Source organism: Streptomyces sp. SP18BB07 (assembly GCF_036322545.1).
GTDB classification, from domain to species: domain Bacteria; phylum Actinomycetota; class Actinomycetes; order Streptomycetales; family Streptomycetaceae; genus Streptomyces; species Streptomyces deccanensis.
Map to the genome: position 1 here is coordinate 80,132 of NZ_JAQYWT010000362.1, position 13,145 is coordinate 93,276.

14 protein-coding genes and 1 pseudogene are annotated in these 13,145 nt (G+C 68.9%); 7 read left to right on the forward strand and 8 right to left on the reverse strand.

The window, feature by feature from the left end; genetic code table 11:
* Window positions 1-88: 88 nt before the first annotated feature.
* A pseudogene (locus tag PUR53_RS40145) lies at window positions 89-279 on the forward strand (SDR family NAD(P)-dependent oxidoreductase); the annotation flags it as partial.
* Here the strand turns inward: PUR53_RS40145 and PUR53_RS40150 are convergent.
* Entirely contained in the window at window positions 239-514 is a 276-nt protein-coding gene (locus PUR53_RS40150; RefSeq protein ID WP_329911705.1) for an SDR family NAD(P)-dependent oxidoreductase, read from the reverse strand. The pseudogene PUR53_RS40145 and the gene PUR53_RS40150 overlap by 41 nt on opposite strands.
* Window positions 515-520: 6 nt before the next feature.
* On the opposite strand from PUR53_RS40150, the gene PUR53_RS40155 reads away from it, so the two are divergent.
* The gene (locus tag PUR53_RS40155) at window positions 521-955 is read left to right on the forward strand and encodes a hypothetical protein (RefSeq protein ID WP_329911706.1); all 435 of its coding nucleotides are present in this window, start codon (window positions 521-523) and stop codon (window positions 953-955) included.
* 207 nt (window positions 956-1,162) lie between these two features.
* On the opposite strand, the gene PUR53_RS40160 is transcribed toward PUR53_RS40155, so the two are convergent.
* Window positions 1,163-2,770, reverse strand: coding sequence for a subtype B tannase (locus PUR53_RS40160; protein WP_329911995.1), 1,608 nt, complete (start codon window positions 2,768-2,770; stop codon window positions 1,163-1,165).
* Between the two features lie 213 nt (window positions 2,771-2,983).
* On the opposite strand from PUR53_RS40160, the gene PUR53_RS40165 reads away from it, so the two are divergent.
* Both PUR53_RS40165 and PUR53_RS40170 read left to right on the forward strand, forming a co-directional pair.
* Complete coding sequence (locus tag PUR53_RS40165) at window positions 2,984-4,405, forward strand: ROK family transcriptional regulator (RefSeq protein WP_329911709.1); 1,422 nt, start codon at window positions 2,984-2,986, stop codon at window positions 4,403-4,405.
* A gap of 106 nt (window positions 4,406-4,511) precedes the next feature.
* Window positions 4,512-4,934 carry an SDR family NAD(P)-dependent oxidoreductase gene (locus PUR53_RS40170; protein ID WP_329911711.1) on the forward strand — a complete coding sequence of 141 codons (423 nt, stop codon included), beginning with the start codon at window positions 4,512-4,514 and terminating at the stop codon, window positions 4,932-4,934.
* A gap of 1,043 nt (window positions 4,935-5,977) precedes the next feature.
* Here the strand turns inward: PUR53_RS40170 and PUR53_RS40175 are convergent.
* The 5 genes from PUR53_RS40175 to PUR53_RS40195 all read right to left on the reverse strand — a co-directional run bounded on the left by PUR53_RS40175 (window position 5,978) and on the right by PUR53_RS40195 (window position 10,782).
* The gene (locus tag PUR53_RS40175; protein WP_443080426.1) at window positions 5,978-6,937 is read right to left on the reverse strand and encodes an alpha/beta hydrolase; all 960 of its coding nucleotides are present in this window, start codon (window positions 6,935-6,937) and stop codon (window positions 5,978-5,980) included.
* Entirely contained in the window at window positions 6,934-7,767 is an 834-nt protein-coding gene (locus PUR53_RS40180; protein ID WP_329911712.1) for a hypothetical protein, read from the reverse strand. The genes PUR53_RS40175 and PUR53_RS40180 overlap by 4 nt, the downstream gene beginning before the upstream one ends.
* Window positions 7,764-9,032: an NADH:flavin oxidoreductase gene (locus PUR53_RS40185; RefSeq protein WP_329911714.1), complete on the reverse strand. Its 1,269-nt coding sequence runs from the start codon at window positions 9,030-9,032 to the stop codon at window positions 7,764-7,766. Before PUR53_RS40185 ends, PUR53_RS40180 begins: the two co-directional genes overlap by 4 nt.
* Window positions 9,033-9,310: 278 nt before the next feature.
* Window positions 9,311-9,802: an EthD domain-containing protein gene (locus PUR53_RS40190; RefSeq protein ID WP_329911716.1), complete on the reverse strand. Its 492-nt coding sequence runs from the start codon at window positions 9,800-9,802 to the stop codon at window positions 9,311-9,313.
* The gene (locus tag PUR53_RS40195; RefSeq protein ID WP_329911717.1) at window positions 9,799-10,782 is read right to left on the reverse strand and encodes an SDR family oxidoreductase; all 984 of its coding nucleotides are present in this window, start codon (window positions 10,780-10,782) and stop codon (window positions 9,799-9,801) included. Before PUR53_RS40195 ends, PUR53_RS40190 begins: the two co-directional genes overlap by 4 nt.
* 276 nt (window positions 10,783-11,058) lie before the next feature.
* Between PUR53_RS40195 and PUR53_RS40200 the strand changes: the two genes are divergently transcribed.
* Window positions 11,059-12,072 carry an AraC family transcriptional regulator gene (locus PUR53_RS40200; protein ID WP_329911718.1) on the forward strand — a complete coding sequence of 338 codons (1,014 nt, stop codon included), beginning with the start codon at window positions 11,059-11,061 and terminating at the stop codon, window positions 12,070-12,072.
* 53 nt (window positions 12,073-12,125) lie between these two features.
* Here PUR53_RS40200 and PUR53_RS40205 read toward each other — a convergent pair whose 3' ends face one another.
* On the reverse strand, window positions 12,126-12,380 hold the full coding sequence (locus tag PUR53_RS40205; protein ID WP_329911720.1) for an SDR family oxidoreductase: 255 nt from the start codon (window positions 12,378-12,380) through the stop codon (window positions 12,126-12,128).
* A 50-nt stretch (window positions 12,381-12,430) separates the two neighbouring features.
* On the opposite strand from PUR53_RS40205, the gene PUR53_RS40210 reads away from it, so the two are divergent.
* Both PUR53_RS40210 and PUR53_RS48435 read left to right on the forward strand, forming a co-directional pair.
* The gene (locus PUR53_RS40210; protein ID WP_329911722.1) at window positions 12,431-12,988 is read left to right on the forward strand and encodes a hypothetical protein; all 558 of its coding nucleotides are present in this window, start codon (window positions 12,431-12,433) and stop codon (window positions 12,986-12,988) included.
* Window positions 12,925-13,143 (forward strand): hypothetical protein, encoded by a 219-nt coding sequence (locus PUR53_RS48435; protein WP_443080427.1) that lies wholly within the window; start codon window positions 12,925-12,927, stop codon window positions 13,141-13,143. The genes PUR53_RS40210 and PUR53_RS48435 overlap by 64 nt, the downstream gene beginning before the upstream one ends.
* The last annotated feature ends 2 nt before the right edge of the window (window positions 13,144-13,145 follow it).

The window sequence follows — 13,145 nt, forward strand, 5'->3', positions numbered from 1 at the left end:
GCAGGCCAACCAACGGTGACGGCAGGTGTGGCTGTGATCGGTGTTGAGTGTGGACTGGACAGGCGAAGGTCGGTACCGGGGCGGTTTCGTGGAGTTCGCTTGGCTAACCGGTTCGACCGCGGGTATCGGTGCCGCCTTCGCTCGGCGGATGGCGGCTGGCGGTCAGACCTCGTCTTGGTGGCACGCGACACGAAGCGGCTGCCTGAGCAGGCGGCCGAGTTGCACCACCGGCGCGGCATCAAGGCGGAGGCGCTGAGGGCCGACCTGTGCCGACCTGGCGACGGATGACGCCTGTCCAGGCCGAAGCGTCTGAGATGCGGGCGGTCAGGCCGGCGGTCGCGGTGTCGCCGAAGGGGGTGCGGAACTGGTTCGGTTCGATGCGTACGACGGTGATCCCGAAGGGCGCGAGTTCCATGCGCAGGGCGTCGGTGAGGGCATGGACGGCGGACTTGGTGGAGCAGTACACACCGGCGAAGGGTGAGGTGAGCACTCCGGAGGTCGATCCGATGTTCACGCCTGCGTGCGACGAGCCCGGCAGAAGTTCGAGGACACCCTTGCCACGGCGATCTCGACAACCGGTGGCAACATGGACGAGTTGATCACCGCCGGAGGCCCCGTCTTTCTCGAGCTCGTCGCGAACAACCCGCGCCGGTGGGCGTTGCTGCTCACCTGCTCCTCCGGCCTCGGGGGCGACATGGCCGCACAGCTGATCAGGCTTCGCCGGCACACCATCGAGCGCATCGCCGATCTTGCCCCGCCCGATATCGCCGGCGTCGACCGGCCAAGCCTCCTGGCAGCCGCCCACGTCATCTCAGGTATCGGGGAGCAACTCGGCCACTGGTGGCTGACCCACCCCGACGAGGGCCTCGACCACGTCCTGCGGATGTACGTCGCCGCTGTCGGCGGCGCGCTGCGCGGGTTGCTCACCGTGTACGAGGACCTCGACCGCCCCTGAGATGGGTCGGCTGCATCAAGCACCGGCGGAGGATACGAGTCAAAGTGCACGTCTGTTGCAGCCTCGGTGGGCGCGGGAACACCACGGTGCCGAGCCCGGCTGGTGCAGACGGGCTCGGCACCGTGGTGGATGACTTCCTGGGGGCGCACCGACGAGGCGGACGCCATGTGTATGCGTGTGCCTGGGGCGGAGGGCTGCTCCGGCGGTCTACTTCTTGTAGCCAGTGACCTTGGCGACCCATGTGATGAAGTCGCCGGGGTCCTCGTTGGTGGCGTGGCCCTGGTCCCAGTAGTACGCGTGGTTGACGTCGTCGCCGAGGTTGTCCACGGCGGCGGCGAGGTTGGCGGCGATGACGTGCGAGGTGTCGGTGTCGCTGGTGCCCAGGCGGATCCACCAGTGCTTCGACCGGTTCGGATTGTGCTTCTCAAGCAGGTGGTACATCGGGTTCATCAGGTTCAGGAGCTCTGGAATGTCGCTCGCCACCCGCTTGGTGCTGAGGCCCGTGCTGTCGTTCTTCGCGCTGTACGCGGTGAAGTGGCGGGTCGCGGTCGTGCCGGTGCCGAACTCGTTGTTCTCGCCAGCCGACAGGTCGAAGGCGTCGAAGGCCGGGGTCGTCTTCTTCCGCACGCCGACGTGGGTGAGGTAGTCCTCCCACGTGAAGGTCGCCTTGCCGCCGGACCACGTGATGAAGGTGTTCTTGGCCATGTAGGTCTCGCGCTCGGAGTCCGACAGGCCGGTGAGGTACTTGGTGGCGGACGGCTGGAGGTAGGTCGTGAGCAGGTAGTCGTCGTAGTTACGGGCCGTCAGGGCGCCGTAGCCGTTCAGGCCGCGCAGCTTCAACTTCGCCTGGTACTCGGCGAACTGGGACTGGAGTTCCTTCGACACCGCCTGGTCGACGACCTTGCCGGTGGACTGGGTGACGTTGCTGCCCCAGTTCCACTCGTAGGCGCCGTCGGCGTGCTCCAGGTCGGTGATCGGGCACCAGGCGCCGGTGGCGAAGATCGCGTCGGAGGCGTCGGCCGCGCCGGCCTCCTTGAGGTACTTGGCGTAGAGCTTGCTGTCGCCGGACGCGCCCAGCAGGGCGGAGACGGCGCCACCGGCGCTGGTGCCTGTGGAGACGATCCGGTTGGTGTTGCCGGGGATGCGGCCCTTGTTGAACTTGATGTACCGGACAGCCGCCTTCAGGTCGACGATGACCGCGGGGGCCGTGCCGTAGTAGGTGCCGTCCGAGTCGGTGAGGCTGCGGCCGCGCGTGCCGGGCTCCACGGCGACGTAGCCCGCCACCAGGGCCAGCTTCGCGAGGTTGACCATCCCGTTGATGGCTCCCGTGCCGCCCCCGCCCGGGCCGCCCGACGGCATTCCGCTGGGCATTCCGGACGGCATCCCACTGGGCATCCCGCCGGTGCCGCCGCCCATGGAGCCCATCTCCAGCGCGGCCTGACCCACGCCCGTGGCCGTCGCCACACTCGACGGCATGTAGGCGCCCACCGCGTTCGCCAGGACGATCGGTGCCCTGGAGGCGTCGACCGCCTTGCCGTCGATCTTGACCGGGACGCTGACGACCAGGCTCTGGTGCTTGTCGTCGCTCGGGTTGGTGACGTAGTTGCGGGGCTTGTAGAAGTGGTAGATCACTGAGTGCTCGGTGCCGGCCGCGTCAGTGATCGTCTCCGTCAGTTCGGTGTAGTCGTCCTTGTCGAAGACCAGGGCGTCCGAGGACGTCGTGGAGCCCTTCTTGCCGCCGGACTCGCCCGACGCCTGCGCCGTCAGCGCGATGCCCCCGACCGCCGCGACACCCGCGGTCGCGCCGATCCCCATGACGACAGTCCTGCGCTTCATTGCCCTGTGCTTCACGGTCTCTCTCCTCTGTCACGCAGTTGGTGCCCGTTGTGTTGGCATTCATGAAGTTAGTGACACTTCGAGAGGATCGTCAACAATTTCGTCGACTTCTCAGGGAACGCTCAGCTAAATTTTTCAATCTCTGAAAAATATTCTTTCACGCTACCAGACCGATCGGGGACAATCGGTTGCGTGATCAGCCCAGCCGACTCCGCGGACGTGCGCCGCACCAACCTGTCCCTCGTGCTCCGGCGCATCGAGGCGTCCGGTCCCTGTGCGCGCACCGAGATCGCCGTCGCCACGGGGCTGGTGCACGCCTCGGTGACGGCGCTGGTCGCGGACCTTGTCGAGCGGGGCCTGGTGGAGGAGGCTGGCGTGGCGGCCTCGGGCGGGCGGGGGCGCCCGCGCCGGCTGCTGCGGCTGGTTCCGGGGCGGGTATGGACGGTGGCCGTGCAGGTGACGTGGGAGTACGTGCATGTGTGGGCCGCGGATCTTGAGGGTGCGGTCGTGCATACGGAGCGGCTGGCGCATGACGTGCCGCTGGGGGCTCCTGGGCCGCCGGTAGGGGGTCCGGCGGGGGTTCCTGGGCCGGCGGATGGTCCGGTGGGGGAACCGGGGGCGGGGCGGATGACCGGGTCAGTGACCGGACCGGATGCGGGACCGGGAGGCGGGCCGATCGCTGGATCGGCGGCCGGGCGGCGAACTGGGCCGATGAGGGGGCCGATGCCCAGGTGGAAGGCCGGGCGGAAGCCCGGGCCTGTGGCCGAGACGATCGCCCGGGCCGTCGAGCGTGCGGTCGCTCGGGCCGGGGGCGCCTATGTGGGGCGGGTTGTCGTCGCTGTGCCTGGGCCGGTGATCGGGGGTGTGGTCGGGGCGGCCATCGGGTTCGGGTGGGGGGTGACCGATCTGGCGGCGCTTGTCGCCGGACACCTGCCTGCCCTGGGCTGTCCGGTCGAGGTCGTCAACGAGGCGAACGTGGCCGCGCTGGCCGAGTACCACGCCCTGGCCGCCGCCGGCGTCAGCCATCCCGACACCGTCGTCTACGTCAAGGGCGAGATCGGAGTCAGTGGCGGACTGCTCGTAGGGGGCCGTGTCCATCAGGGCAGCCATGGCATGGCCGGCGAGATCGGCCATATGCCGGTGTCCCTCGACGGCCGGCCCTGCCTGTGCGGCTCGCGCGGTTGCCTGGACACCTATCTCAGCCTCAGGGCCCTGATCGCGGCTGCCGGGATGGGCCCCCTCGCCCCAGGCCAGCGGCCCGCCGACGACCGAGCCGAACTCGGCCGCCGCCTCCGGTCGGTGGACCCTCAGGCTCTCGCGGCCCTCGACCACGCCGGCCACGCCCTGGGCGCCGCACTCCTGGCCGTCGCCAGCGCCACCGACGCCGGCGAGGCCATCCTCGGCGGCTACCTCGCCGAGTGGGCGCCCTGGCTGACCCCCGGCATCGACGCCCGCCTCACCGGACGCCGCACCGAGATCCCGGGCGTGGGACTCACCGTGTCCGCCGGCGTCCTCGGCGCCGACGCCACGCTCCACGGGGCCGTCCAGGTGGGCCGAGACCGGATCCTCGACGATCCGACCACCGTGCCGACCACGACTGTGCGCTGCCTGTGAGTATGGGCCGCTGACCAGTGGCCGTTGATTACCGGCCAGATGCGTCGGTCGACAGAATTGTTGACCCGCGCCCACGCGGTCACGTTCACCAACGCGTACGACCCCCGTGCCCGCACGACCACGCAGGAAGACGTGCTGGTCGCGGCCCACCAGCCGGTGCGGACGGCGGGCGTCGACAACGTCGCGTCGGTCCGCGCTCGTCGCGCAGGAGGGGAACGTGCCGTACGGCACGGCGAAAGCCGCGATCGTCGGGTTCACGCGGCAGTTGGCACCCGAGATCGGCCCGGCCGTCAGCGTCAACGTGGTGGCTCCGGGGCGTGTCCTCACCGGCTTGACCGAGCCGCTCTGGACGGCTCGTGGGGGAGGGAGCCCGTGGAAAGGCATTGCTCGGGCCTCGACCTGCAGGCCCCTCGGACGTATCGGGCGACCGGAGGAGCTGGCCGGGACGGTCTGTCACGCCTTCTCCGCCGACGCAGGGTCCACCACGGGCTCCGTGGTCGTCATCGATGGCCGAGAGACGGTGATCTGAGGGGCACCGAACCGGCCGTGAGAGCAAGGAGGAGCGCGCGCGGCTCGGTTCGATGGGGGCAGACCGTCGTATCGGCCCCGGAGCAAGGAGCCCCGTTTGCGGGCCATGAAGAAGCTGGCGAACCTGCAAGCCAGCCTCGCCCAGCGGCTACCGTCAGGGACATCGCTGCCGTACTGGGTGATGCACGACATCGCTCTTGCGAGGGCACTCGCGTGAGCGCCGTCGCGGCAGCAGGCTTCCGCCGATCTCGGTGAGTCCGAGGCGGCGGTCACGTCCACCCGCAGTCGGCCAGGACCAGGGTTCCGGCACCGATGTGGGCCTCCAGTTGGCGGACACGATCCGCTCGGAGCCGTTGAAAGTGACGATCACCGCGTCCAGCACCGCGCGTCGAGCACTCCACCAACGCGAGCACCTTCACCTGCGGACAGTCCGGAGGCGGGAACGGCCAGAAGCGTCCCGTCCAGGGCTGGCACACGCATCCCGCGGGGTAGCTGCGTGCCTGGGCCCGGCGGCCGGACCACAGCCTGAAACAGCCCGCGCATCACTCGCCGGACCAGCCTCTGCCGGGCCCTGGCCAAGGGTGACTTGTTCACTCACCGACCCGGCACGGTGGCCCGGCCCCAGCCCCGCTGACACCCGCAACATGTTCCTGCGCCGCCGTTGCTTTCAAGGCAGTCGCCCCGTTGTGAACCGCCTGACCGCTGATGAGGGGCCCTTGACCGGATCCACCTCTGCGTAACGTTGTTGCCTGTCGCGGGGCCGACGGGACGGCGGGAACGGAATCGCCGGTCGAAGTGCTCGGCTGCCCAGTCCATCGCGTTCTGGGAGCGAGGAGAGGTCGCGGATATCGGCCACCCAGTCGCGGCGACGCGGTCACACCGATTTCTGTCGCGTGGCAGGGCGGTTGCCTCGCAGCCGAGGCCGAGCAGGGCGACATCGGCGGCCCCGGACGCGAACTTGGCGCGCACGAGGGTTACCAGCCCGCCGGTTCAGCCGTTGATCACGACTGTGCGGCCGTTGAGCGGGAACGCGAGCCAAAGACGTCAGGCGAGCTCCTGCCGGTCGGCGACCGGCACGCGCCGTTCCAGGAACGCGAGCTGGTCGGCCACGATGTGCTCGAACGGCGCTCCGACGTAGATGTCGAAGTGCCCGTAGGGATAGGTGACGATTTCGCCCTTCGGCGCTCTGCGCAGGTCCCTCTCCGCCGCCTTCGCCGGCGCGACGCTGTCGCTTTCACATAGCTGGAACAGCGCTGGGCAGCGCAGGTCCACCGCCCGCTTTCCCGGGCGGTGCAACCCGACATGAAGCGCGAAGCGGGCCGCGACCTCGTTGCGGAACGGCGCACCCTCGGGGACGAGTGCCAGATAGCCGGGCTCGGCGTCGGGCGCCGCCATCAGCGCGGCCGAGCCGGGTGGGCCAGCTGTGGCGATCATCGTCGGTGCGCGCCTGAGCAATGTGCCCGCGGCGTCGCGAAGCGCGAGCCCGGTGGCCTTGGCCAGGCCGAGCGGGTTCGCCGCCCGAACCGACGCGTGACCGTCCGTGAACGGGCACTGCGAGATTATCGCGGCGACGCGTCGATCGCGGGCGCCGGCGATGATCACATGGCCGCCCCCGAACGACGATCCCCACAGCACGACCCGCTCGGGATCAACGCAGGCCACGGTCCGCGCGTAGCCGATCGCGGCCGCCCAGTCGTCCAGCTGGAGCTTGACGTCGAGTAACTGGCGTGGCTCACCGCCGCTTGAGCCGAAGTGGCGATAGTCGAACACGAGGCAGGCGTAGCCGGCGTCGGCGAAGCGCTCGGCGAACGCATCGAGCCGCATCTCACGGACCCCGCCGAGGCCGTGGCCAAGGAGCACGATCGGGCTCGAAGGGCTCTTGGCGGGATAGAGCCAGGCCGCACACCTCTCGCCGCCCGACCCGAAGGTGACGTCCAGCCGGTTGCTTACTTGCTTCTCCTTGTAGTCCCTTTGCCGCCAAGCCCCGCAGGTGGCGTGTGTCAGGGCCGGACCGGTGGGACCGTCGTGGTGACCGCTTCGGTGTGCTCGACGGTGAACGCGTGGACGCCTGTCATGACCGTGTGCTGGTCAGCGACGAGGTCGGCGACCGGCTTGGACGCCAGGATCCCGTCCATGGCGGCGCGGCTGTCGGCTCCGAGGACGACACATCCGTGGTAGCGGCGGAAGACCGGATTGTCGTGCGAGATGCCGGGTGTGGGGTGCGGAAGCGAGGACCAGCGGAGGAAGGTGTACGTGCGGAGGTCGCGCGCACCAGCCTCATGAAGCGCGGGGCCGATGCGGTCGTGGACGTACTTGCGGAAGGCGTGGCGGCCCACTCCGCGGCGTCGGCGCAGCAGCAGGACCGTGCGGTGGCCGACGTTCGTGTCGTGGCCTTCGGTCCACCAGCGGCCTCCTCGGGGGCCGGTCAGGTTTCCGAGGACCCGGTCGAAGACGTTCTGCTCGTCGAGGTACACCTTCCGCAGGCGGGCCGGGGAGGTGATCGCGGCGGCCATGCTCGCCAGGCGGACCTCGGCGATACCGTCGCAGCGCCAGCTCGGGGGCACGACGGTGCCGACCGTGGGAGACGAGGGCCAGTAGCCGTGATCGGTGGGCGAGAAGTGATGCTGGAGGTACTCGGCGTTGGTGGGCAGCCCCTCGACGATCCGTGCGTGCGGTCCCTTCCAGTACTCGACGGCGGCTTCTCTCGTCAGATCCTCGCGGAGCCAGACTGCGAAGATTCCTGAGGAGGTCGGTACGGGAATGGTCGCATTCCCGGTGGTCGTGCTCCCCAGGCGGGCGCCGCGGGGTTCGTGGTGGGTGGGCATGTGGTTCACGCTTGCTCCGTTTTTTGCAGCATGTGGTTCTTCTGGATGCGGATCGGCTCGACGTAGCAGTCGATCGGCTTGCCGCCGAAACGGGCGATGCATCCGTTGCGGTACTCGCACACCGGCCGTCCTGGCAGGGGGGCCTGCACGTTCTTGAACAGGAACGGGTCGGCGATCATGGCTCGGGCCGCCGAGACGGCGTCACAGCGGCCGTTCTCGATGGCCGACTCCATCCCGGTCCTCGTATGGAACCCACCGACGCAGATCACCGGGATGTCCAGCTGCGCGGTGAACTGCTCGGCCTGGGGGAGGTTGAAACCCTCACTGCCAGGAGCGAGACGTTCCGCGACGCCTTCGATGACGGGGGCCGCGGCGAGCATCGCTATGCGGCGCCGACGCGTCATGGCCATCCCTGATCCTTCGGTGATTTGTCCGCGGATAAAACCTTTGTAGTGTCCCAGGATCATGCCCGGCCACGACTCGTAGTGGGCCCTTGAGATCTCCACCGCGTCGATGCCCTCGCTCTCCAGTGCCTTGGCGACGCGTACGAGTTCGGCGGTCGTCGCGCCCCGGCGCAGCGGGAGCATGTCCGTGCCGTTCAGCTTGAGCAGCACGGGGAAGTCGTCGCCCACCCGGGCGCGAACAGCGCGGAAGACCTCGCGCAGTAGGCGCATCCGGTTGTCGAGGCTGCCGCCGTACTCGTCCGTTCGGCGGTTGGTGTGCGGGGTGAGGAACTGGCTGAGCAGGTAGCCGTGGGCGGCGTGGATCTGCACTCCGTCGAACCCCACGTCCTGGGCCCGCTCCGCGGCCGCGGCGAAGGTCTCGACCACTGCAGGGATTTCGTCCAGGCGCAGGGGCCGCGGTTTCGTCCCGTAAAGGGGCTCGCGCACCGCTGACGCGGACACCGGCGTCTTGCCCGGGTCCGCCGACTTGACCATCTGGCGGCCGCCGTGGTTGAGCTGGGCGATCAGGAGGCTGCCGCCGCTGTGGGCCAGGTCGACCCAGTCCCGCAGTCCGGCCTTTTTGTCGTCGGCGTCGATGCCGGCCTGACGTCCCGCGGACTTGGACTGCCGGGAGACGTAGAGGTTTCCGGTCACGATGAGCGGGGTCCCGGCTCGCACCATGGGTTCGTAGAACTCGAGCAACTCGTCGGTCACGTACCCGTCGTCGGTGGCCCGGGTCTCGCTGGTTGCAGACTTGTACAGCCGTCCCGGCACGGTGAGCGTGCCGATCTGCAAGGGACGCAGGAGCGGGCTGGTCGGGGGAGTAGACATCGGCGGCTCTCCTCTACCTCATGAGCTGCTGTGATTGTTCGGGCGCGTCGTGGACGACTCGGCCACGACGCGCCGGTCGCTGGTGCCGGCGGTCGTTGGTGATCAGGAAGCGTTCGTGCCGAGACAGGCGCGGTGACGCGTGGGCCGCACGGTGCGGACGGAGCGGCGGGGAGTTCCGCGTTGGCGCGGTCCATCAGCCGCTCGACGACCTTGCCCACGCCCGCTGTCCTCGACCGGCTTGGTGGCAAGGTTCCGTTGTCCTTCGTGCTCCCTGTCTTCTAGCCGAGCAGCACATGTTCCTTGGTGAAGAAGTACGAGGACCGCGGCAGGTCGATGAAGTTCCTCTCGTCCTCAGCGAGCCGTAGGTTGGCCTCCGCTCCTTGCGGCGAGGCGAGCGCCTTGACCAACGCCTCGCGCGAGGGGAACCAGACTTCGGTTACGCCGTCGAAGGCCCGACCCACCTGGCCGCGTGATGCGGTGAAGAGGAGGTTGAGGTCCGAGTTGTTGGTGTGGCTCTGGACGTAACGGTAGCCCCCGAGCTTCTTGATTTGCTTCGTGGCATGGGGCCCGTGGTCGTACAGCCAGTAGCGGTAGAACTCGGCGGCCGACAGGTCTTCCCGCCGTCGGAGGGCGCACACGAGTTTGACTGGATCCGAGGCGGCCGCAGCTGCCTGCGGGGCGCGGGCCGCCAGGATGGCGCTCAGGCCGGCTGCGGTCGCGCCGGTGAACAACGCGCGTCTCGAATTTGCATGCTGGGGGGCGTTGTTCATCGACATCGCGTTCCCAGACCTGGGTTCTGCGGCGGATGAGCCTTCGGCAAATACAGGGCTCGTCGGCGGGGTAGGCACAGGCGGCTCTCCTCTACCTGATGGGTTGCTGTGATGCGCAGATGCCTCGTGGTCGGTCGTCCAGGACGGCAGATCGCTACTACTTGGGAAGCGCTCGTGCCGCGACGGCCGCGGTGACGCGTTGGTAGGAGGGCCCCACGATGCGGATGAAGGCGTCGAAGAGCTTGGCGTCGGCGCCGACGAGTACACGTGCCTTGTTTCTGAGCACGCCGCGCAGGATCGTCCGCGCCGCGTCGTCGGGAGAGGCGGGCCATCTTGCGGTCGAAGAGGTAGACGACCGCAGACCGGTCCTCACCGGCCGCCATACCCGCGTTGCGTGCTATGGCAGTCCTGACGCTGCCCGGGTGGACGCACGTGACCTTGACGGGGTGACTGGCCGCCAGCATGTCCTGGCGCAGCGACTCGGTGAAGCCACGCACCGCGAACTTCGCCGAGCTGTAGGCGGTCTGGCCGGGCACCGTCATCGGACCGAAAATGCTCGAGATGTTGACCACGTGTCCTGCGCCCGACGCGATCAGGTGCGGCAGGAACGCCTTGCTGAAGTTCAGCACGCCCCAGAAATCGATGTTCATGATCTGCTCGATGTCTTCGAGTGCGGACCGCTCGAACGCGCCGTGGTAGGCCAGGCCGGCGTCGTTGTAGAGCTGGTGGACGTTCCCGAACCGGCCGACGACCTCGCCGGCGCACCGTTGGACAGTCTCTCGGTCGGTGACGTCGACCCTGCGCTGCCTCGACGTCCGCGCCGAGCGCCTCGACCCGCAGTACTGTCTCGGCAAGACCCCGGGTGTCGACGTCGGAGAGTGCCAGCCTTGCCCCTCGGACGCGAGTGCTACGGCCAGCGCCTGACCGATACCGGAGCCCGCTCCGGTGATGACGGCCACCCTGCCTTTGAATGCGGTCACGCGGCTCCATACCTTTCGATGGGTGCGGACTGGGCCGCAGGCCGATGGCGGGTGGGCTCAGGACAGCAGCCCGACCAATATTCGGTCCGTCACCTGCCCTGTCCACGACGCGTCCCGGCGGCCGGACCTGGCATGTGACCCTGCTGGCTGGCGAGCCTGTCCCCTGGCCCGCAACGGCGTGTCCGCTACCTGAAGTAACTGGCGCCAGCAGAGAGTGTGGCGCGGCACACCTGGGTTTGCTTGACACCAGGCGACAGAATTTTTACCTTGCGCGACATGGAACCACTGGTGCGGGCGGCAACCCTGCGGGGCTGGGCGAGTCTGGTCCGCGAGCTCGGCGGGGACCCGGACGCTCTGCTCGCGTCGGCGCGCCTGCCCGGTCACGCACTGGAGTACGAGGATGCCCTGGTCCCCGCGCGCCCCGCGATGCACCTGCTGGAGGCATCGGCGATAGCTCTCCGCTGCCCGGACTTCGGCCTGCGGATGGCGCATGCTCAGGATCCGACCGCACTTGGACCGCTGGCCCTGGTCCTGCAGAACACCCCGACCGTGCGGGAAATGATCCAGACCGCGGCGCAGTACCTGTTCGTACACAGTCCGTCGCTCACCCTGGCGCTGATTCCCGCAGGGCAGGAGTTCCCCGGCCACGTCGCGATGCGCTTCGAGATGGTGCTCGACCCCCGTCCGCCCGCCCGACAGGCGATGGACCTGAGTCTCGCCACGGCCCACCGACTCCTCGGCCTCGTCGTCAGGGGTGGATACCGGCCCCGTGCTGTACTGCTGCCGCACTCGCCCGCCGCCCCGTTGTCGTGCTATGTGCGGTTCTTCGGAGCCGAAGTGCGACCGGAACGGGCGCATGGCGCCCTGATCATCGACGAGCTTCTGATGGACGTCCCTCTCCAGGACGTCGATGAGACGATCCGCCGGATCGCGACCAGCTACCTCCACACGCATTATCCGGCCCCTGGCTCGTCCACGGCCGACCTGGTGCGCACCGCGATGGCGCGAACCGCCGGCGGGCGGGCGGCAGCGAGCCTGGAGCAGGTGGCGAGCATGCTGGCACTCCACCCCAGGACGCTACAGCGTCGCCTGGCCGCGGAGGGGACCAGTTTCGACCACCTGCGTGACGAAGCGGTGAGGGAGCTCGCGCAGCAGTACCTGATCGAGTCCTCCCTCTCGATGTCGCATGTGGCGCTCGCCCTGGGCTTTTCCGAACAGTCGGCACTGACGCGAGCCTGCAAGCGCTGGTTCGGGCAGACGCCGACGGCGCTCCGGCGCGGCAACCGCTGAACCCGAGGGGATTTCGGAGCCACTCGCGGGGATTCGGGGCCCCGCTGCCGCGCTCAGCGGTGGCGACCGCCACCGTCGACCACGAGGGTGTGGCCCGTGACGAAACGCGAGGCATCGGAGAGCACGAAGAGGACTGTGTCGGACACCTCGCCCGGGGTGCCGATCCGGCGCAGCGGTACGGCCTCTACGGCGTACCGAGTGCCACGGCTTGGAACTTGGTCTTCGGTGAACCGTCGGCGGATGTCCGCGAGGCCGTCGAGGGGGCCTTCACCACCGCACGGGACTTCGTCAAGGAGTTCGCCCCCCACCCTGGTCGTCTCCTTCGCTCGACCACTGCAACGGCTTCTTCTACGAACTCATGCCGCCGTTCTGCATCGGCTACTCCGCCCGCGCCGTCGGCGACTACGACACACGGTCCGGCCCCCTGGACGTTCCCGCCGACCGTGCCGAGGCACTGGCCCAGCATGTCCTCGACCAGGACATCGACATGGCGATCTCCCGCCGCATGGAGGTCGACCACGGAGCGGTCCAGCCACTGGAGTTCCTCTTCGGCCGGATCGACGACCGGTCTGTCATCCCGGTCTTCGTCATGGCCCGGCCCTTCACCTCCATGCGCCGCGTCCGCCGTATGGGAGAGGCCGTCGGCAGCCGTCTGCGCGATCTGTCCGAGCGCGTTCTGGTGATCGGTTCCGGCGGGGTGTCCCATGATCCGCCCGTGCCTCAGTGGGCGTCGGCAACGCTGGCGCAGCGGGACATGCTGCTGAACGGCAGGCACCCGACGGCCGCCGCCCGGGCCGCCCGTCAGCAAGCGTCACCGACACCGCGAGGCAGTTCGCCCTCGGCGAGGCGGACATCAAGGATCTCAACCCGGAATGGGACGAGCGGTTCCTCGACATCTGCACCTCCGGCGACCTGACCTCCTGTGACGCGCTCACTCCCGAGGCGATGGCCGCCGACGCTGGCAACTCCGCGCACGAAGTACGCACCTGGCTCGCCGCGTTCGCGGCACTCGGTGCCGCCGGTCCCGCGTCCCTACGAGGTCACCTCACGCTTCTACCGTCCCATCCCTGAAT